The organism is Stieleria mannarensis (assembly GCF_014154935.1).
In the GTDB taxonomy this organism is placed as follows: Bacteria; Planctomycetota; Planctomycetia; order Pirellulales; family Pirellulaceae; genus Stieleria; species Stieleria mannarensis.
Genome location: NZ_JACEHH010000086.1, coordinates 1 through 20389 on the forward strand (window position 1 = coordinate 1; position 20389 = coordinate 20389).

Annotated in this window: 18 protein-coding genes and 1 pseudogene; 9 read left to right on the forward strand and 10 right to left on the reverse strand. The window is 59.6% G+C overall.

What is annotated here, in order from left to right; genetic code table 11:
• Window positions 1–124: 124 nt before the first annotated feature.
• Window positions 125–2386 carry an HlyD family efflux transporter periplasmic adaptor subunit gene (locus H1B37_RS31440; RefSeq protein ID WP_182871253.1) on the reverse strand — a complete coding sequence of 754 codons (2262 nt, stop codon included), beginning with the start codon at window positions 2384–2386 and terminating at the stop codon, window positions 125–127.
• A 10-nt stretch (window positions 2387–2396) separates the two neighbouring features.
• Window positions 2397–4622: an efflux RND transporter periplasmic adaptor subunit gene (locus tag H1B37_RS31445; protein WP_182871254.1), complete on the reverse strand. Its 2226-nt coding sequence runs from the start codon at window positions 4620–4622 to the stop codon at window positions 2397–2399.
• A 339-nt stretch (window positions 4623–4961) separates the two neighbouring features.
• On the opposite strand from H1B37_RS31445, the gene H1B37_RS31450 reads away from it, so the two are divergent.
• On the forward strand, window positions 4962–5567 hold the full coding sequence (locus tag H1B37_RS31450) for an RNA polymerase sigma factor (RefSeq protein WP_182871255.1): 606 nt from the start codon (window positions 4962–4964) through the stop codon (window positions 5565–5567).
• Window positions 5567–7942 (forward strand): WD40 repeat domain-containing serine/threonine protein kinase, encoded by a 2376-nt coding sequence (locus H1B37_RS31455; RefSeq protein WP_182871256.1) that lies wholly within the window; start codon window positions 5567–5569, stop codon window positions 7940–7942. The genes H1B37_RS31450 and H1B37_RS31455 overlap by 1 nt, the downstream gene beginning before the upstream one ends.
• Window positions 7943–7948: 6 nt before the next feature.
• Here H1B37_RS31455 and H1B37_RS31460 read toward each other — a convergent pair whose 3' ends face one another.
• From H1B37_RS31460 to H1B37_RS31475, 4 genes are read right to left on the reverse strand one after another with little or no spacing between them, the layout of a single operon-like run.
• Complete coding sequence (locus H1B37_RS31460; protein WP_182871257.1) at window positions 7949–8326, reverse strand: hypothetical protein; 378 nt, start codon at window positions 8324–8326, stop codon at window positions 7949–7951.
• Window positions 8327–8334: 8 nt separating this feature from the next.
• The gene (locus H1B37_RS31465; protein WP_182871258.1) at window positions 8335–9297 is read right to left on the reverse strand and encodes a hypothetical protein; all 963 of its coding nucleotides are present in this window, start codon (window positions 9295–9297) and stop codon (window positions 8335–8337) included.
• Window positions 9294–9494, reverse strand: a complete 201-nt coding sequence (locus H1B37_RS31470) for a hypothetical protein (RefSeq protein WP_182871259.1) — start codon at window positions 9492–9494, stop codon at window positions 9294–9296. Before H1B37_RS31470 ends, H1B37_RS31465 begins: the two co-directional genes overlap by 4 nt.
• An 18-nt stretch (window positions 9495–9512) precedes the next feature.
• Window positions 9513–10151: a DUF1573 domain-containing protein gene (locus H1B37_RS31475; protein ID WP_182871260.1), complete on the reverse strand. Its 639-nt coding sequence runs from the start codon at window positions 10149–10151 to the stop codon at window positions 9513–9515.
• Between the two features lie 380 nt (window positions 10152–10531).
• Here H1B37_RS31475 and H1B37_RS31480 point away from each other — a divergent pair, with 380 nt between their 5' ends.
• The 3 genes and pseudogenes from H1B37_RS31480 to H1B37_RS31495 all read left to right on the forward strand — a co-directional run bounded on the left by H1B37_RS31480 (window position 10532) and on the right by H1B37_RS31495 (window position 11826).
• Window positions 10532–10792: a hypothetical protein gene (locus H1B37_RS31480; protein WP_182871261.1), complete on the forward strand. Its 261-nt coding sequence runs from the start codon at window positions 10532–10534 to the stop codon at window positions 10790–10792.
• A 6-nt stretch (window positions 10793–10798) separates the two neighbouring features.
• Window positions 10799–11485: pseudogene (locus tag H1B37_RS31490) on the forward strand (IS66 family transposase).
• Complete coding sequence (locus H1B37_RS31495) at window positions 11485–11826, forward strand: hypothetical protein (protein WP_182871263.1); 342 nt, start codon at window positions 11485–11487, stop codon at window positions 11824–11826. The pseudogene H1B37_RS31490 and the gene H1B37_RS31495 overlap by 1 nt, the downstream one beginning before the upstream one ends.
• Window positions 11827–12770: 944 nt before the next feature.
• Here the strand turns inward: H1B37_RS31495 and H1B37_RS31500 are convergent.
• Entirely contained in the window at window positions 12771–13262 is a 492-nt protein-coding gene (locus H1B37_RS31500) for a GNAT family N-acetyltransferase (protein ID WP_182871264.1), read from the reverse strand.
• 175 nt (window positions 13263–13437) lie between these two features.
• Here H1B37_RS31500 and H1B37_RS31505 point away from each other — a divergent pair, with 175 nt between their 5' ends.
• On the forward strand, window positions 13438–13995 hold the full coding sequence (locus H1B37_RS31505) for a hypothetical protein (protein ID WP_182871265.1): 558 nt from the start codon (window positions 13438–13440) through the stop codon (window positions 13993–13995).
• A gap of 289 nt (window positions 13996–14284) precedes the next feature.
• Here the strand turns inward: H1B37_RS31505 and H1B37_RS31510 are convergent, their stop codons facing one another.
• Genes H1B37_RS31510 through H1B37_RS31520 form a run of 3 tightly spaced genes read right to left on the reverse strand, consistent with a single transcriptional unit; the run spans window position 14285 to window position 17326 of the window.
• Window positions 14285–15991, reverse strand: coding sequence for a hypothetical protein (locus tag H1B37_RS31510; protein WP_182871266.1), 1707 nt, complete (start codon window positions 15989–15991; stop codon window positions 14285–14287).
• Window positions 15984–16937, reverse strand: coding sequence for an ABC transporter ATP-binding protein (locus tag H1B37_RS31515; RefSeq protein WP_182871267.1), 954 nt, complete (start codon window positions 16935–16937; stop codon window positions 15984–15986). The genes H1B37_RS31510 and H1B37_RS31515 overlap by 8 nt, the downstream gene beginning before the upstream one ends.
• Window positions 16934–17326, reverse strand: coding sequence for a GntR family transcriptional regulator (locus tag H1B37_RS31520; protein ID WP_182871268.1), 393 nt, complete (start codon window positions 17324–17326; stop codon window positions 16934–16936). Before H1B37_RS31520 ends, H1B37_RS31515 begins: the two co-directional genes overlap by 4 nt.
• A 299-nt stretch (window positions 17327–17625) precedes the next feature.
• On the opposite strand from H1B37_RS31520, the gene H1B37_RS31525 reads away from it, so the two are divergent.
• The 3 genes from H1B37_RS31525 to H1B37_RS31535 all read left to right on the forward strand — a co-directional run bounded on the left by H1B37_RS31525 (window position 17626) and on the right by H1B37_RS31535 (window position 20253).
• On the forward strand, window positions 17626–18309 hold the full coding sequence (locus H1B37_RS31525) for a DUF3467 domain-containing protein (RefSeq protein WP_182871269.1): 684 nt from the start codon (window positions 17626–17628) through the stop codon (window positions 18307–18309).
• Window positions 18310–18446: 137 nt separating this feature from the next.
• A complete protein-coding gene (locus tag H1B37_RS31530; RefSeq protein WP_182871270.1) occupies window positions 18447–19130 on the forward strand; it encodes a Maf family protein in 684 nt (227 codons plus the stop codon).
• 67 nt (window positions 19131–19197) lie between these two features.
• Window positions 19198–20253 (forward strand): DUF1573 domain-containing protein, encoded by a 1056-nt coding sequence (locus H1B37_RS31535; RefSeq protein ID WP_286178430.1) that lies wholly within the window; start codon window positions 19198–19200, stop codon window positions 20251–20253.
• The last annotated feature ends 136 nt before the right edge of the window (window positions 20254–20389 follow it).

Consider the following 20389-nt stretch of genomic DNA (forward strand, 5'->3'; position numbering starts at 1 on the left):
TCCCGTGAGCGCAGCGAACCGCGTGGGAGGGCGGGTCAGCCGCGGGCGGCTGGGGGAACAATTGAGACAATGGTTCTACACTGCTGCGCGGGAACCATTGAGACAACGGTTCGACGTGGCTGCGCTAGCGGAAACGTAGCAGGCGGTTGAGGAATCGCGTGGTGCGGCCGAGCAGTGAGATCGGCTCGGCAGTGATTCGGGCCGAGACGTTGGCTCCTGGCAGCAGCACGTCCTCAACGCGCGAGTCTGATAAGTCGAGTTCCACGCGGACGACGTAGGAGGTCTCCATCGGTGTCTCAAGCTGTGCCGCCCGCTGGTCGTCGCGCCGTTGGCGGTTGTCGTCGATGGTCCATTGCTTGGAGGAGATCTCGGCGACAGAGCCGGTCAGCGGATTCGCGGGATCAGATTCCAACACCAATTTGACGGGATTGGAAACGTTGATTCGTTGAACCTGGGTGGCGGAAACGATCAGCTCGACGTCCCAGCGGTCGTCTCCAATCAGGGTAAACAGTTCGCTGCCGGAATCGAGATAACAACCGCGGTTACGCGGTTCCGTCGGATCACCGCTCCAGCCGGCAAGCGTCAGGTCGGCGTCGTCGTTGGCGGTCCGCGGCGTGGTGGATGGTTGCTGCGCCGGCGGACGTTTGGGTGGCGCGATCAAACGTCCGCTGCGGGGCGCGCGAATCTTCAACGCTTCGAGCCGCCCGCGGCGTGTCTCCAATTGCCGTTTCAGTTCGACGAGCGTGGCTTCGGCGACGGGCAATTCATTCGCCGCGTCGGATACCACCACGCGGCTGGACTTGAGCGCGTCGACCAACGCTTGCTGTGACGCCACACGCGATTCGGCTTGAGAGAATTGGCGAACGACTTCGGGGTTGTCCAATGTTGCAATCAGATCGCCTTGTTCTACGTGACTGCCAGCGATGGCGACCAGATGATCGAGATGCCCGGCGGTGACAATGTAAATCGGAGTTTCGTCATGGGGCACGATGCGCCCCGTTGCCGATTCGCCGGACGGCAGCGGGATGCTTGCCGTGACCAGCAGCAGGGCCAGCAGCGCCCCGGATTTGATCATCTGATTCATGTCGATCCGTCTCCTTTTACCGGGATGACTGAAGAATGAAAACGGGCCACGAAGGCTTGAGTAAAGTAAACCGCCGATCGCCAACAGGCACAGCACCTGGCCGACCGATTCCAGCCGGTAGGGACGCAACATCGTCAGCAGCAACCAGAGGATTAGCAACGTCAGCGCCCAACGATAGACGGTTGCCATCACCGCGTAGACGACTAACCAAAACCGGTCTCGGTTGTCCACCGGCGTGAGATCGGGTGAAGCGACTCCGAGAACCAGACGTGCCATCAGGCGAGTCAACTGCTGACGGGATCTCTGTCCCAGGTTGGGCACATCGCACAGGTCCGACAACACGTAGTAGCCATCGAACCGCAGCAGCGGATTGCCGTTGAACAGCACCGTGCTGACGCTGCAAACGAGCATCACGTTCATGGCCAGATGGTGGATCAGTGACGGTGGCGTGGACGCCCATACCAGCGTGGCGATCGACGCGAGCACGATCTCTGTCCCGATGCCGGCCAGTCCGACCGCGGCACGCGCGAATCGGTTGGGCAGCATCCACGAGTCGGAGGTGTCGCAGTACAACGCGGGAGTGAACACCAACAGCATCGGACCGACCTGGTGACATTCGCCGCCGAAATGTTTACAGACAACGGCGTGTCCGAGTTCGTGCAGTACCTTGGTGACGCTGATGACGACGGCCAGGGTGAACACCGCGCGCAAGTGTAGCCACTGTTGCATCGCCGGGAACTCCGCGACGAACCGTGACCACTGTGACACCAGCGTCAGGATCGCCACGGCCGCAATCAACGCCAGCACCGTCAATCCGGCAACACTCAACAGTGGACGCGCAAACGGAACCAGACGCCGCAACAGCGGTTCGGGGTCGACGCCCGGAAACCTCAGGAACAGCAGGTTCGCGAGTGGCTCTTTGATCCTTCGGCGTCGATCCGCATCCCGTTTCTCCAACAGCCGATCGCCCTGCCCTGCCCTGTCGGAGACGGCCAGGCCGAGTCGGTGAAAGGTGAACAGCAGTTCGTTGAGTTGGGACAGCGAGAGTTTTGTGGGCGGAAAGCGTGCCTCGTACTGTCGCCGCAGTGATTCCAGTGAGACACCCGACGAAAGGCGTTCCAGCACGAACCATTCGTCGTCACGCAGACGGTGATACTTCATCGCGACGGGGTCTTTGACGACCACCGCCGATTCGTGTTTGTGAAAGGTTTGGACGACGACCAGCTCCGGACGCTTGCGCAGGCCGGTCGGCGTTTTCGCGGCGTTGTGTGGGCGACGGGGGCGAAGCGGTCGAACGGTCATCGGCGTGGTGTCATCGCACGTAGAACAGGAGGTTGCGATGGACAAAATCGGCGACGTCCCCGAACCAGCTTGCCAGCAGTGAGCGTCGCCCGCAGTGGATTTTTGCGGTCGCGTCGACGCCATTGTGGGCGTCGGCCGAGGCAAAAAACTGGTTGTCGCTTGCGCGATCGGTACGGCTTCGGGGATCAACGGTCGCTTCGGCGTCGATGACGGTGCGGCCCTGGCCATTGCGTCGGGCGACACCGGCGATGGATTGGAGTGTTGCCGAAAAGGTCGACTCGGGGTGCGATGCGGCGGCGAACTCGACTCTCAGTTCGTCATCGGTCGCGCGGGCCCGCGCGACTTCGGCGGCGTCCTGGTCGGGGATTTCCAGACGCAATTGCCAGGGGCCGTCGGTGCGAACGATACTGAGCAATTGATTGCCCCGGCCGATGGGCCGCCCGGACAGTTTGCGTTTCAATTGCCAGGCAGCGACAACGCCATCGATCGGGGCGGTGATTTCAAGCTCGGAGAGTTGTCGGCGGACGAGTTCCTGTTGGCCTTGCAGATGATTCAATTCGCTTTGCAGCTGTCGCTGCTCGATCGCCATCCGCTGTGACAGGTTCTTGTCGGTGGCGGGATCGAGCAACATCGATCCGATCGACGTCAACCGTTGCAGTGTCGTTTGGATTTCACCGGACAACGATTCGGCTTGAGTTTCCAAGTCTGCATTCTCCAAACGCATCAACACGTCACCCGCGGCGACCGGTTGTCCGTCGCGGACGAAGATCTGTTTGACGATGCCGTCGGAGCGGGCGAAGACGTTTTGTTGTTCTGCCGGTTCGACGAACCCGGTTGCGATGATCGTGTGGTCGACTTGGATGATGCTCGCGGCGAGCAGTGACGCCGCAGCCGTTAGCAACCCGAGCGTGCTGTAGGAAAGACGGTTGCCGCCGAACCAATCGCCGAGGGTTTTTAACACACGCAGGCCGAAGATCCGTTGGTGCTCGCGGGCGTTGGACAGTGCGACGGCGGCTTCGGCGGCGATGGATCCCATCGCGGGTGTGAATCGGACACGGTCGGCATCGGAAAACGATTCCAACAGCATCACCGCGATCGGTTCGGCATCGCCGTATTGGTCGTCGGTGTAAGAAGAGGGGGGCGGGTCGGCGATGTCGGATGGACGGTGTTTTCCTGGGCGGCCGCGATCGAGGGCGGAGGGGGACGGTCGATAAAGCGGCACGACCAACACCGATGCGACATCGGTTGCTTCCAGGTAGTGATCGAGCGGATCGGCGATTTGTGGCGGCAGTGGTTCGACGGCAGGCAGCGTGATCGGGCGGCCGAGGACCAAAACACGTGTGGCCAACGTCGTTGCGGCTGCGATCGCGTTGGCACGTCGGTCGACGACCGCGACGCCGCTGACCGATTCCACTCGCAATCGGCCTCGACGCGACGCCAGAACCGTCACCCGATCGAGTGAAAGCAGCCGTCGGGTTTCGTTGGCAATTCGATAGGCCGTGCCCGTCAGATCCAAGTCCTGGTGGAAGTGACGCAGGGCACGTGTGCTGTCGGAAAGAGGGAGGGTCGACCGGAACGAGTCGCGGTCACGATCGTTGTCGAACCCTTCCAACGCGACGCGGCAGCAGCGGGCGTGATCGGCCAATCGCTTCAAGTCGCGTATCTGAGTGGCGGTGTCTGGCAGTCGATCGTTGCCGTAGATCAGCAAGGCCGCACAGGAATCGCTTTGGGGCGACAACCGGATGTGCATTCCGCGGGCTCGATCCGGCGGATCTGAAGACCGCGTCGGGGCAGGCGGAGTTTCATCGGAAAGGGGGCTTGCGGGCAGGTTGTCGTCAGGAAGTGATTGCGTCTCTGGGCGACGCAGGGGCAGATCGCAGGCGGTGGCGGCCGATCGGCTGGACGTCAGCAGGTGGTCGATGAAGTCGGCGTCAAGACGCCGGCCGAACTCGGCGTCCCGAGCCACCATCATCGGTCGGGGCCAGTCGGGATGGGCCAGTGCGACCGCTGCGAGGGAAAACGTCTCGGTCCACTGGGCGGCGATTCGCCGAAGAAAGTCCGTCGGGCTGGTCGAGCGAGCCGCGATCGAGAGCACGGCATCGGAGACCGGAGCATCGTGGCCAGCGTCGTCGCGTGAGGTTGGGGGCAGGTACGGCGGATCGATAGAGGGGGGAGAGGGGGCCGTTTCGCCGTCGGATGGTTTCGTAAAGCTCGTCACGGGGCGTGGCTGCGTCATTCGCAGGTCGCTAGGAAGGGGCCGGTCTGAAGGTGAACTTAATTACATCATCTTAGAAGACGCGAATCCCCGCGTCGTGTTCCGCCATGAATCCTAACCGGGGGGGGCGGTGGGGCGGAATGTTCGGATCGCGAGGGAGCCCACGAAACGCAAAAGTAGCGGAACTTCGCTGTGTCGCTGTAAGGAAGTCATCGCCCCGGGGTAGTCCTCAGCGGAGAAACGTGCCGACTGTCAGGTTCGGTTCGGTCGCTATACTGGTGGCACGATCGCACGCTTGGTTTTTTGCGCCGTCGCTGCCGGTGGCCGAGTGGACCGAACTCCAATACTGAGACAGACAGGGTGAGCGATTCTCCTGTGACGCGAGCGACGCTCCTGCTCCGGCTTCGCGATGCCAACGATCACGAGGCCTGGAGCGACTTTTTGCGTGACTATGGCCCGATGCTGTATCGGTTCGTGCGCAGTCGGGGGCTGCAGGACGCCGATGCGGCGGACATCGTGCAAGACGTCTTTCGCCGGGTCGGATCGGCGATCGGGCGGTTGGAGTATGACAAGCAGAAAGGCGGATTCCGGTCCTGGTTGTTCACGATCACCCGGAATCGCTTGTACACCTACTTTGAGAAGCGAAAAAAGGCCGGTCCGACGGGGAATGACACGGCTCAATTGGAATTATTGTCCCAAGCCGCTGACGGACGCAACGAACTCAGCGAGCAGTGGGAATTGGAACACCTTCGTTCACTTGCCGCGATCGCGATGAAAACCGTAGAAGAAAACTCGGATCCCAAAACCTGGTCGGCATTCCGGATCACGGCCGTCGAAGGCCGTTCGGCGGCCGAGGCGGCTGAGGAGTTGTCGATGAGTACCGGTGCGATCTACGTCGCCAAGAGTCGTGTGACGGCGCGGTTGCGCGCCGAGATCGAGCGACTGGAAAAAGAAGAGGAATCGTGATGGCAATTTCAGCGTGCCCGACCAAGGCACAATTAAAGGCGTTGGTCAGCGGTTCAATGTCGGACGCCGAGGCGAGCGGAACGACCGAACACATCGGCGGTTGTACGGATTGCCAAGCCGCGCTGGAGTCGGTCGCGATCTCGGGGGATTCCGGCGTCGCCGAGGGGGGCACTGGGGGCGTCCCCAGCGATGTCCCGATCGAGGATTTGGTCGGGCAGGCGGTCGGGTCACTGCCGCCGACCGATTCGGCGTACTGGAAAGCGGTCGCCGCGGTGTCGGGGCAGTTCCAAACCCAGGACACGCCCAATGTGGATGCGAACGATACCAGCGAGACATTGGCGCCATCGTCAGAGTCTGATGCCGACCAGTCGTCGATTCCATTGGATCCGGACAACACGCCGACGATCGAAGCGGCCAGTCCCGTCGCGTTGCCCTTCTTGAAAAAGTCGGACGACCCGGCCTACATCGGGCGGCTGCATCATTTCGAAGTCTCGCGGGTGATCGGTCGTGGCGGCATGGGGATCGTGTTGGAAGCTTTCGACACGCACTTGCAACGCAACGTGGCGATCAAAGTGCTGAACCCCGAGTACGCCAAGAACGATGTTGCCCGTCAGCGGTTCTGCCGTGAAGGCCGTGCCGCGGCGGCGATCTCTCATGAACACGTCGTGGCGATGCACCAGGTCGCGCGCGAGGACGAAGGCGAAGTCGCGTTTTTGGTGATGCAATACATCGATGGCGTGACGCTGGAAAAACGACTGCAGGAACAGAAACCGCTGCCGCCGAACGAGGCCGCGCGGATCGCGATGCAGATCGCTGCCGGTCTGTCGGCCGCGCACGAGCGCGACATGGTTCACCGTGACATCAAACCGGCGAACATCCTGATCGAGCGGGGTACCGAGCGAGTCAAGTTGACGGACTTCGGGTTGGCCCGTGCGACCGACGACGTTCGTTTGACCAAGACCGGCATGGTTACCGGAACGCCCTTGTACATGTCACCCGAGCAGGCGACCGGAGCGACCGCCGATGAAAAGAGCGATCTGTTTTCGCTCGGCGCGGTGCTGTACGAAATGTTGACCGGCGTGTCGGCCTTTGAAGCCCCGTCGATCGTCGGGGTGATGAAACGCATCATGGACGAGACGCCGAAGTCGCCCGCCAAGTTGAATCCCAAGATCCCGTTGCCGCTGTCGGAACTGACGATGGCGTTGATGGACAAGAACCCGGCTCGCCGGCCCGAGTCGGCGGCGCTGGTCGCCGAAACGCTTGCCGAAATCATCTCCGGCTTCGGCGCCGTTTCGCCCTTGCATGTCCCCGCGGTCGCCAAGACGGCGGGAAAGACGCGGCGCAGCGGTTCGCATCGACTGGTCTCGCGCAACACGCTCCGCGCCACCTGGGCGGTCGGGCTGATCGGTGTGGCCAGCCTTTGCGCAGCAATCTTTTTGGCGACTCGCAGTGATTCCGATGGCGCGGTGCAAGCCGACCTCGGTCCCTCATTTCCGTCGACCGTCCTGGCCGGCAATCCGGGAACGGTCTGGGCGGTGGACTTTGACCCGAGCGGCAAGAAAGTCGCCGCGGCGATCGAGGACGGCAGTGTGCGTCTGTGGGACGTCGCCAGTCAAAAGGTGTTGCGCAGCTTTGATGCCCACCGCGGGATCGTTTGGATGATTCAGTACCATCCGACCGAGCCGATCGTGGCCACCAGCGGCAACGACGGGATGGTCAAGTTATGGGATTCCAATTCGTTGGAGCTGTTGCAGGAATGGGACGCCCACAGTGCGGTCCGCAAGATCGCCTTTTCACCCGACGGTCGACGGATCGTGGCCGGCGATCACGATGGTGTGATCCACACCTGGGACATCGACTCGGGGCGACCGCTCGCCAGCGTGACCCAGCCGGGATCCATCTACAGTGTCGATTGGTCACCCGACGGACGTCTTATTGCGTCGGTCGGCAGCGACAAGATCGTGCGGATTTGGGATGCCGAAACCCTCGAAACTCGCCAGACGCTGCTCGGTCACGAAGGTCCGATCTACAACGTCAAATTCGCACCCACGGGAACCCAAGTGGCAACCGTCGGCTGGGGCAAGACGATTCGGATCTGGGATACGGCGACGGGGTTGGAAGAACGGCAGCTGGAAGGCAGCAGCAGCGACAACTGGAGTGTGGCGTTTTGCGGTGATGGGACGCACGCCGTCGTCGCCAGCCAAGATGGAAAGTGTCGGATCTGGGACCTCGCCAGCGGCGAACTGGTGACCTCGCTGTCCGGCCACGAATCGGCCGTCCACAATGTGTCGCTGGATCCGGTCGCACACCAGATCGCCACCAGCGGCCGCGACGGAACCATCCGCGTCTGGGATTTGAGCGAGCTGAAGGAGTAGCGGTTGCTAGGCAGGATGTTGGTGGGCTTTCTTTCCAGTCTTGTTCGAAGGATCCCCCTTGGAACGCTGAGGAAAGCGAAGCCCCATTCTGCGCCGATCGACGGTGTCGTCGACTTCGCGTCCGAGCACGAACAGGCCCTCATCGAATCGCTGGTCGAATCCACATCGATCGGCGTAGTGTTGCCACACTTTGTCATAGGTGGCCTCTGCGTGTTGGACCAATGTCCTGATGCTTCCGGTCCGACCGCGACCGGAATAGCCCGTTTTCGGGTACCTCCAATCTTGTTCGACCTGTTCCAGGAGTGCGTCGTTGCGAACACGAATGGATTCTTCGGCGGCCGGAGCTGCCGCGAGAAGTGCGACGCAGAAGCCCAGTGCTATCATGAGCAGCTTCATTTTAAGTCCTCCGAAAGTGAATTTGTCAACTTTGAAATATTTCCATCACGCTGCCATTCGATCCCCAATAGCTGACGTGTCGGTTCCCGCCAGTCGAGCAATGTTGGTTTGAGGAGATCACTAGGCACTTTCTCCCCAACGACCCAGACAAAGTCATAAAGGGCATGCCAACTTGGGTCGTGCTTCGGTTTCACGCTCTCGTAACGAACCGGAACGACCACTTTGCCAAGTTTTTTCCAGCGGATCACGTTATGAGTAACGGGGGAATATTTTCCGTGATCGTTCAGGTCCGACACTGATAGAACATACTCTGTGAGCATCGAGTCGTCTTTTGCATCGAACGTCAACTTCGACTTCGCTTTTCGATTCCCCTTGGACGAAAGAAAGACGACCTTGAGCAGCCCTCCTACTTCCGTTGCCGATTCGATTTCATATTCTCCAGTGACAAAACGTTGCATTGTCGATCGTTTAAAGCTGGAGGATATCAAGGAGGTGCTCCCAGAGACTGGCTGCTTGAACGGCTCTAAGACGACGAGCTCCGTTTTTTCGTTTTCCGATGCTTCTTTTTGGGAATCGTAAATACGTTGCGGATGGTGATAGAGGGGAGAGTCGCGATAGAGCAACCTTTTTCCGTCCGTCAATCGCATGATCCAGCGTTCACGCATCACGCCAAGAGACGAAGGAACGATTTCCGCGTATGCGTCAAGCCGATGCCTGTGGTCGACAACGCTCTGGATGTACCAACTCGGAATGATGACCTCTCGACCTCGGCGTGATAAGCTGGTCACTCCTTTTCCAACACAAACATATTTTTGCGAAAGGACCGCTTGCGCGTTCAGATCGTAGTCGGCAATGATCTGATATACGCGATCGACCATTTTGTCCGAAGGCCGTTCAGCGACCAGTGTTCCGCCCGAAACCATGCAGGCAAATGCCGCGATAACAATCCGAACGGTCATTGGCTTAATATCCGAAGAGTGATTTTCGCTGTTCCGAAACGCAGCACCGATGGCTCTTCCTGGAGAGCAAGCTTCTGCACGCGTACGTTGACGATGGCGTAGTTTTTCAGCTTGGTTGCCTCGTACTCAAATGGCTGCTCGTTGATCGTCCCCTTTCCCGAAGTTTCAACCAGCGAGAGGTCGCCGAAAACCAACATCCTGAATTGAAAAACACCTTATTCTCCTGTTGTGCCGTAGACAAACGTACGTGGCGTGTGGATGCGCCCTTTCTGCTTCGCCACAACTGTGACTGAACGCTGGGGGATTCCCAGAAGTGTCGGCGTCAAAACGAACTGATCATTGTGTCGCAATCCTTTGGTTGGAAGTCGAAACTCAATCGTCGACTCGCTTGTCATCGAACGGCGGAGTGTTTCGTTCCCCTTGTTCAGTCCGATATCCGCTGCGCGGATTGAAGCATCATTGATATCGACATGAAAGGAATGAAACTGGTCGTCTGGGTTGAATTCAACGCTTCTCTCCCGGACACTGATTCGGTTCTCGACAGTTGCTCTGCAACGGATCCTGTACTTCGATTCCGACGTTTCAACGGTCAGGCTAATGTTTAAAACGCCGGTCGATGGGGGCCTGATTTCGACAATCAAGTGATTCGATTTGCCAGGTTCAATCGTCGTCGAATCGGGGAATGCAGCAGTGCAGCCGCACGATGGGCGAATCTGTTCGATTTTGATTCCCTGTCCAGAGTTGTTCCGGACTTTCAGCTTCCCTCGGATCACATCACCGAAAAAGAATTTACCGAGATCGACAGGCTTGTCTGAAACCAACGCGGTCTCGCCCAAATCCGGCAAATTGGCCAAATCAGAGTCTTTGACATAAATGCGAGACTCTTTCGCAACAGCAGGACAGCAGGATAATCGCGATCAAGAAGCTGCGTTGGCTATCTGACATGTTAAACGCCCCTCCGTCAGAGTAGAGAAGTTACTTCTTTTATCGGTTGCCCCTCGAGTTGTCAACAAAATTCTTTTTGTATTGTACAGAAGCAAACGATAGGGCTAGTTGATGAATGCGTTCCTTAGAAACGTTAGACGATAGGGGGCATCTTGTTTATCCGCATGAGATCGGCCACATCATCCGATTTTAGCGAACGGTGATCGTCATCAAGATGTGAGCGTTCTATCTGCCCATGTTGACCGTCTGGTTAGCGTGGTGGGTTTCTTTCCAGTTTCAGGAGAAACCCATGTCGCAGTTCCCCAACCCACAACTCGCACAGCAGTGGCGTGACCGCATTGAACGGTTCGCCCAGTCCGGTCTGACAGTCGCAGATTTCTGTGATCGCAAAGCCCAGCCACGCCGGCGTCGTCGCAAGAAGAAGTCCGAGAAGCTACCCGATCACCTCAAACGCAAGGTCATCGAATCGGACGTTCCGGTCGAACAGCGAATCTGTCCTTGCCGTGGTGAAGAGATGCCGATTGGGGGCACCGACATCAGCAATCGATAGTCGCGAATCGTTTCGGGCGACGTGCTGGGTGTGGATGATATGTCGGTTCGGCTGCAAGACCCCAGCTTGCCGGGCAAGATGCGGACTGCACGATTCTGGCTATATCGAGGCCGTGAGGATCATCCGTATAACGTGTTCGACTTCACGGAAAGCCGCGGGCGCGACGGCCCGGCAATATTCCTTCGTGATTTTCACGGCCACGCGGTGGTCGATGCTTAGGGAGTCAACGACGGAGTCTATCTGGGAGCACAGGACCAAATCTTTGCCGCGTGCTGCAACGCGCACGCACGCCGAAAGTTCGTCGAAGCCAAGCCGAGTGGCCCGGTCGCCGCTGCGCGGGCACTGGCGTTTTACCGTGGCCTGTACAAGGTTGAAGACCGCGCGCGAGAAGCTTCGCCGGCCGAGCGTCTGGAACTGCGTCAGAACGAGTCAGTGCCGATCATGAACGATCTGCATGACTGGTTGTTGCAGATGAACGGTGATCGACGAGTGCTTCCGAAGAGCTCGCTCGGCAAGGCGGTGCGTTATGCGTTGAACCAATGGGATGAGTTGTCGGTGCTCCTCGGCGACGGCGCGATCCCGATTGACAACAATGCGACTGAAAACGAACTTCGCCGCTTGACGATCGGTCGAAAGAACTGGTTGACCACACAGCAACGTCGAGTGCGTCGCCGCGAGGCGAGGGTGGCGTGATGGCGAACCTGACCGAGCGAATCCAACTGACGCGCGAACATCGCGACTTGATCCTGAAGTACGGCTACGTCTCAGGCCGTTTGGAGGCGTCGCTGCGTCGTTGGCCGAAGGATCAAGCGATCCGCCGAGTGGGAATGACGCGGGTCGAGTTGCAGTGGCTCATCGGCGACCTGAGTCACTCGTGCGTCAAATGCAAAGCGGGTTCCGATGTCGAAGCGGTTGCTGACCTGTGCGACCACCTCGAATATGTCCAACGCACCGGAGATGGTGATCTCGATATTCTATGGCGACGTCAGATCGGATCTCTGCCATTTGAGCAGCCCATGTGGCAGACGCTTTGACGTGCAAAGCGATCGTCAGCTTCGAGAATCCACTGGCCGTAGTTCATCAGCGATCCCAAAGCGGCAGCGTCTTGAACTCTTGTGGCACAGGGCGGATCGAAGGACGTCTGTGCAACGTGACTTGCGAGGTGTGATCTAGCGGTTCTTCCTTTTAGCAAAAGACTGAATCCGTTGACCGCACTTCGCGCGATCGCTTGGAAGTCGAGCGGAAACGGAACTCAGAGACACCCCAGTGAGATCAAAACGCAGTATCCGAACACAGCGCCGATGAACTGCGTGCTGAAGACGCTTGAAGCTGCTGCCGGCGAATCGGTTAGGCCACAAACACAAAGCGTGATTTTGGACCGCGGTGGCGATCAATGTCTCCGGCGCCGTTACGTTGGACACGCATCCCAAAATGTTGACACGCCGACACCGCCACTACGCCACACCTGTCCAACGAATCTTCGGATTGGTGAAGAGCAGTCGCCGGCCGCCCGGGCCACGCAGCGACACCTGGGCAGATAGGACGCTTACCTTTGTTAGCCCAGAAGGCTGTTTCAAGATGCTGCGGAATTCATTCCGCAGCACTTGCCCAAAGGGCATCCACATCCATAGCCAACTGGGGTTACGCCCGGATTCGCTGGGGCTCATCCGGTCTCACCCCAGTTGGCTAAGTTGTCGATCGCCGTTGGCGAACCGAGCGTAGTGATCTTTGATGACGCACGAAACAAAACCAACTGAATTCATCAGTAGTACAATCGACGGCCCAAGTAGCGACCGGGAATCGCCTAAAGGCCAATACCGCTAAGTTAAGCGTCGTTTCCTCGGGGGGAGGGCCCGTAGGCTCGCGCCAAACGGCTGATATTGGTTTGACATCAGCCGGTTCGCGCAAGCGCCCGGGCCTTAGCTTAGCGGTATTGGCCTAAAGGCTAGACACCAGCGTGCGCGGCACCTTTTCGGCTTCAGATCCGTTTGACCATGTACAGCGATCCGCCGCCGCCTGCGTCGGCGGCGTAGACGGCTTGGGTGAAGCCGAACTGGCCGTAGATCTCGCGGGCGCGGGCGTTGTTTTGCTGGACCTCCAGTGTCAGTTTACAACATCCACTGGCGACCGCTTCGTCGTTGATCGCGCGCAGGAGCCGCCGGCCGATTCCGCGCTTGCGGTGCGATGGGACGACATAAAAATCGCTGATGTTGATCAGTGGCTTGGCGGCGAAGGTGGAAAACCCACGAAAGCAGGTGGCGATCCCGCAGGGCTGGTCCGCTTGAATGGCCAGGAAAACCAGCGACGTCGGATGCTCGCGCAGGCCGGGAATCAGATTCTGCCGGGCATAATCGGACAGCGGTCGGGCATCGCCCATCGGATCGGCCGAATACGCGTCCATCATCGCAAGGGTCGCGATTTGATGCCCTTCGTTGCTGAGATCTGCTAGGATGATTTGAATGTCAGGCATGATGGCATCGTCGGAGGGGGCCGCTCGAGTTAAGCCGTTCGGATTGTAAAGTACGATGGCCCTTCCGGGCCGTCGTCCGCTGGACTTCCGACGACGACCTAGAAAGGACGTCGTACGAGCCATCTTACTGAATCGGCGTGTTTATCATCGTTCGTCCGTCAAGAGATTGAATCCAATGCGTTATCACCTTCCTCTGCAGACGCGTTGGGATGCTCGCTCGGTTTGCCAGACCCTGTCAAACGTGGGGCTTGACGCTCACGTCGAAGACGACGCCGTGGTCATCGAATTGCCCGGCGTCTACAAGTCGCGGTTCAGGGTTCTGCAGTTGATTCAGCGACTGCGCGGAGATGTCAGTCGAATCACGATCACGTGTCGTCCCGATCGGGTGATCAACCGAATCGAGATCCGGGCGGATCAACCTCTTTGGTGGATCCAGCGCGAGCCCGAGATCCGTGTCGCATTGAAAAGTCAGGGCTGTCTCGTCGTCGGTGAGGATCTTTCGGAGCGTGAGATCGTGATGCGGTATTGCCGTCCATCGGGGCGACTGTTGCGGAAACTTTGCGCGCTGGAGGAACTCGATGCGGCGGCTTGGCGATCGGATGTTGATCTGCCAGCCGACTGGATCGCTCGGCGTGTTGAGCTTTTGGACGAGATCGAGATGCTGATGGTGGAGTCGGAAGATTTTTGCAGTGCACCAGAGAGCGAAGACGAAGAGGCAATCGTTGGTGTCTAGCCTTTCCTGATGGACATGCAAAATCCTGGCCTGGGGCAAGTTTGTCTATGGCCGTTGGCCAAAGAAATTCGATGTTGATTGGGGACCTTGGGCGATGCCCAAGGCTATGGGTGTGCACGGCCTTTGGCCGAATTCTCTCGACGGGCCATTCGGTGTCCGGCACCCTTCACGCACGTGCACGACAGCATTCTGCCCCGAATCATTCTGCCATCCCTCCCCTGATTTCTGCCGACTCGCAAGGACAAGTTGGCAGAGCGGAGAGGTAGGAAGATTTAGGAGGTAGGAAGATTTAGGCGTGGCGATTGTAGGCCAGGCAAAGGGGCGCGAGCACGATCCGGCTGTAGGGCATCAACACGGCAATCGCGGTCACGCAGTGCCACAAGGCGACACGCTCGCCGGGCAACAAGTGCCAGACGATTGCCGCGATCGCGAACGTGCAGGCGAGGTAGCCGGACAACAGTCCGGTGACGGTTTGTGGTCGGGCCAAGCCGGAACGGTACAGCAATGCAGTCGCGGCGATGACCAGGATCGCTTTGGCCGTTGCCAACCAGGGCAAGATCGCCGGTAACTCGGCGATCGACCCCCACATCCACTGCGTCCAGGCTTCCCAATCGGGGAACCGCAAGAATTGGAACAAGAACCAGCTGAACGCGGCGAAGGCGACGGCAAACTTTGCCGCGATCATCCAGTACACGAAACGCTTTTCGTCGGTCGAAGTCGCCGCCACGTTCCAGGTCGTTTGGCGGACGACCAGCAGCGCCGCAACGATGACAGCGACGATGCCCAGCCGACCCAGTGCGTCGGGCGCGCCGAACTGCGACCCGATCACCCGCTGCCAATCGTCAATCATCGGCACGCTCGCGCCGCTGGCATGCCAGATCAACATCACGATCGGAACGCCCATCAGCGATGCGAACCAGATCGCCGTCGTGATCAGCTGTTGTGTCCACACGATCGTCGTCGTGGGAATCGGCGCGATCGCGAGTGTCGGTTGCAGGAATCGGTCGTGCAGCCCGGAGAGCTTCCATTCGTTCAAGAAGATCGCAGGGAACAGAAACACGACGACCAGAAAGACAAAGGTGTCCGTCGCGGTCTGATCAAACAGCGAAAAGAACAGCACGATCAGCAACCAGCTGGCGACGATGATCCTGGTCCCAAACTCCGCCAGCTTCGTCGCTTCAAATCGAAGCAGCGCGCCGATCGGCGAGATCGTGGCACGACGTTGCTGACCTGCCGTGCTTGAATGATTCGCGGCCACCATGGGCGATGCGGTCGGTGCAGACGCCATCCAACGTTGCGATTCACTGATTCGTCCGACGACGTTGCAGCGGGCCAGGCGGACGGCGCGGGCGGCGAGCAGTGCCAGTGCCGTGTAGGCCGACAGACCGATGATCCATCCGGCGGTGATCATGGTTGCATCGGCCGGCGGTTGTGAATGGCTGTCTGCAAAGGCAAACGAGACCGAAAGGATTAGCCACGCGTAGGCCGGGACGAACAGCATGCCGATCAGCGAGAGACGTGTGTAGGTCCAGCGGAACGGTTGCCAGATGACCAGGCAGGCAAGAACGAACAGCGTCGCGATCCCGACCGCGGGGATGAACCACCGTTCCAGCGGCATTCCGAAAAATTGGGCCGTCAACGCAATCGCGCCGCACACGGCCAGGGTCCAGCATGTTTTCAGACCCAACGGGACGGCGGCGAGTTTCCAACTGCGGACCGGCATCCGCAACAACCAGGGCAGGTAGCCCGTCGCGCCGCCACTGATGTCGCCTTGTTCGCTGAAGTCGAACAAGGCGAACGTGATCCCGAGCAGCGGCAGCGAGAACATCACGACGATCGAGGTGACCGCACGCTGGCCGGTGATCGTGACCCCGGCGTCGCTAAAACTGTAGGCGATGGCTGCAACGTGGATCAGAAGCATGTACGTGACCGCGATGACCAACACGGTCCTGCAGCGGGCGATCAACAATCGGGTCAACGCGGTGATCTCAGACATGTTGCATGCCCTCCGCCGGAGCCTGAGCGATGGATGGCGGCTGGCGCTGCACACGGCCGGCAAACCAACGGTGAACCGTCGCCGGTTGTCGACGCACCAATTCCCAGCGCGCGGCACCGGATTCGATCGAGGTGGTCGTCGATGGAGACGCCTCGTTTTCGCTGTCGATCAACACCGACCATTCGGAAGCGTCGCCCATCGCACCGAATGAACCGGGGATCTGCGGCGGCCGAGCCGAGGGGCTGTCGGTGCGATAAAAACACTCGGTGTATCGTTCGGGCAAGCTCGCCGCCGGGATCGATTCCAGGAGAACACCGTCATGAATCAATGCGATCTGGTCGCACACCCGATCGATCTCTTCGAGCAAGTGGCTGGAGAACAAGACCGTGCGGCCTTCGTCGGCCACCGTTCGGATGATCGCTTCCAAGATGTCGGCCCGGGCGATCGGATCCAGCCCGCTGCTCGGTTCATCCAGAATCAACAACTCCGGCCGGTGCGCGATCGCGGCCAACAATGCCGCGCGGGCGCGTCCGCCTTTGGACAACGACTTGAGTTTGGCGCCCGGTGACAAGTCGAACATCTCGCACAACTCGCCGCAGTAGTCGTCCGACCAGGTCGGATAGACGCTTCGGCAAAACCCGATCAGATCGCTGATCCGCATCCATTTCGGCAACGAGTCTTCTTCGCTCATGTAACCGATCTTCGCCAGCAACCTTTCGGGGCGGATCGTCGGGTCTTGGCCGAGGACCTGGACGCTGCCATGCAACGCCTTCATCGACCCGATCAAGTGCCGGATCAGCGTCGTCTTGCCGGCTCCGTTGAGCCCGACCAGGCCGAAGACGCAGCCGCGGGGGATGTCCAATGAGACGTCCGCCAGGGCCGCTGTCCCTTTGAAGGCACGTGAGAGTGACCGAACACGCACGGGATAATCGTCGCCGGAATTCATTGGCTTTGGACCTTTTGTTGGAGGGCGTGGTGGCGTGACGCGATCAACTCGTCGAGCTCTTCCGCGTCGGTTCCCAGATGGCTGGCCAGGACCAGCAGTTTGTCGATCTCGGGAGTCAGGATCTGCTTGCGGCGGGTACGGCTGAGTGTTCCCGAGGTTTCCGCGACGAAGGTCCCGGTCGTGCGGCGTTTTTCCACCAGGCCTTCGTGTTCGAGTTCGCGATAGGCCCGCGCGATCGTGTTCGGATTGACCTTTAGCGATTCGGCCAGCCCGCGGATCGTCGGCAACTCGTCGCCGGGTTTAAGTTGCGCCGAGAGGATTCGGAAGCGAATCTGTTCGACGATCTGCTGGTAGATCGGCTGGGGGCCGGATTGAATCTGGATCAGCATGAGTTGTGCCCTTGTGTTAATTCAGTGATACAAAGTGGGGCGGGCGGTGTCAAGCGTTGGTGGGGGGGACGGGATGGCAGAATGATTCGGGGCAGAATGATGGGGGCAAAACGATGGGGGCAAAACGATGGGGGCAAAACGATGGGGGCAAAACGATGGGGGCAAAACGATGGGGGCAGGATGGCGTGGAAGCGTCACGGGTTTCGGACGTTGGCGGCGAGATTTAGACTGGTCGGCGGACTTCGGCCGGACTTCACCGGCGATACCTGTCTCCCCCAATCATCACCAACGCACCACGCATGTCTTCTGACGACCAAACGCCTGATCCGCCCGAATCTGGGCCTCCCGAATCCGGCCCACCCGAATCCGGCCAGCCAGGTGCACAGCCTCAGCCGAATCCGCCGCTGCGGGCGCGGGTTCCCGACCACGTCGCCGGCGGCACGTTCAGCACCGGCGCGATCGTGATGACCGGGCCGAGCGAGTACATCGTCGATTTTCTGCAGACGATCGGACGTCCGCACAAGGTCGCGGCGCGGGTGGTGATCCCCCATCAGGTGATGCCGCAATTCATCGAGGCGTTGACGACCAATTTGGAACTGTATCGGGGACGGTTCGGCGAGCCCCACACGCCGCAGCCTCAACCGCCCAACCCGGAGGCACGCCGGCCGAGTCCGCAAGAGATTTACGACGATTTAAAAATGCCCGACGAAGTGCTGAGCGGGACCTATGCCAACGGGGTGATGATCGGGCACGGCGCGACCGAGTTCGGGCTGGACTTCTTGACCAGCTTCTTTCCACAGTCCGCGGTCAGCGCTCGAGTGTTCGTCGCTGCCGGACAAGTGCCGCGATTGCTGGAATCGCTCAAGGGCGCGGTGCGTCAATTGGAACAGCGACGGCAAGGGTTGCCGCCGACTGACCCACCGCCGCCCGCCGCACCGCCGACGGATCCACCGCCTGCTGGGCCGACGGATTCAGACGGCTAGTGCACGATCCAATCCGTAGCGGAAGTCGCCAAGACTTTCGGCTATTCGCCGGCGAGGCCCGAAACTCTTGGCGAGTTCCGCTACCGGCAAAAGCAGCTACGATTGAACTGCCCCAGAAGCTCAATTCAACCAACACCATGGCAATCTCAGACGACTTGCCGCTGATGCGCGGCCTTGAAGCAACGACGATCCCAGACGCGATGCCGTTGGTGTTGGCCAGCGGTTCGCCCCGGCGAGCACAACTGTTGCGCGCCGCGGGGTACGAATTCACGATCGATCCGGCCAGCGACGATGCCGAGTGCGGCGTATGCAGTCGTGAGACGGCGCCGGAATTGGTGGCGCGGTATGCCTATCGAAAAGCCGAGAGCGTGGTGCGGCGGCATGACCGGGCGATGATCTTGGCCGCCGACACCGTCGCCTCCTGCGGCGGACAGATCTTGGGAAAGCCACACAACGAAGCCCACGCGGCGGAGATGCTGCGGACGCTCAGCGGTCGACGCCACGACGTGTTCAGTGGCGTTTGTCTCTGGGAGTCGCAATCGTCTCGCTGCATCGTGGAAGTCGTCCGCACCGAATTGCAGATGGAATCGCTTTCGGAAACTATGATTCGCGACTACCTGGACACCTTGCTGTGGGAAGGCAAGGCGGGGGCGTTCGGCTATCAGGACGGAAATGATTGGATCGAGATCGTCGGTGATGGCAGTCCCAGCAACGTTGTCGGACTTCCAATGGAGCGGCTGAAAGAATTACTGGAAAATTTCGATTCAATTGCCGAAACCATAGAAGCGACGCAATCGGAAACGCCTACTTCAAACCAGTGAAATTTGGTAAAGTTTGACGGTGGCTTGCCGATGGCCGACATCGACTCTCACCGAACGGTCCGAATTGATGATTGATAGTTTTCCCACCCTGGTGTCACGACGCATTTTCCTGCCCTTGGTCCTGGCGAGCCTAGTCGCTTGCTTTGCTGTCAATGGCGATCCAGCGACCGCACAGTCTTCCGCCGCCTCGTCGTCTTCGGGCGAAAACTGGGCGGAGAAGATGTTCAAGACGACCAGCCACGATTTTCGTACGGTCGGGCGCGGCACCAAGTGTGAATATCGATTCGATTTCACCAATCTGTATCAGGAAGACGTTCACGTCGCGGCGGTGCGATCGAGTTGTGGGTGCACGACGCCCACGGTCACCCGCAACACCTTGAAGACACACGAAACGGCTTCGGTGGTGGCCCGCTTTAACACCAGCACCTTCATCGGCCAAAAGTCGGCGGTCGTGACGGTGGTGATCGATCGCCCGTACTACGCCGAAGTGCAATTGAAGGTCAGCGGATTCATCCGCACCGATGTCACGTTCGATCCGCCGGAAGTCGCCTTCGGAGAGATCGCTTCGGGTAGCGGAACCACGCAGGACATCGTGATCACGCACACCGGAAACCGCGATTGGCAGATCACGGACGTCCGCAGTTTTTGTGATGATTTGGAAGTCCAATTGAGTGCACCGCAGAAGTCACCGGGGATGGTGCGTTACCGGATGCGGGTGAACATCTTGGGCACGATGCCCGAAGGGGATGTCCACGAGCGATTGACGTTGATCAGCAATGACGCCGATTTTCCGACGACGGAGATGTCGATCAACGGCCGGATCCGGCCTTCGTTAAGCGTTTCACCGTCGGCGGTCAGCTTCGGGACAGCCGATCCGGGGGCGACCGTGGAGAAGCGGTTGGTGGTCCGCGGGGACGAGCCGTTCGCGATCAAAGAGATCCTCTGTGCGGATGAACGGTTTGAGTTCGTCGCGCCCAGCGGCAGCAAGAAGCTGCACTTTGTGACGCTGCGGTTCAACGCCGGAGCCGACGAAGATCGCGTGGGGCAAGAGATCCAGATCAACACCGACTTGAACGGCGGCAAGTCGGTCAAGTGCATCGTGACCGGGGTCGTCCGCAGCTGAAGTCGTGCGGTTTTTCAGATTAACCCTCCCTGGAAGGAAGGGTCGAGCGCAGCGAGGGGAGGGTCGATTAGTGGTGTTTGAGTATACCCGAGCCACAACGAACCCTCCCCGCGTCGTCGCTCACTCCTCCGCGACC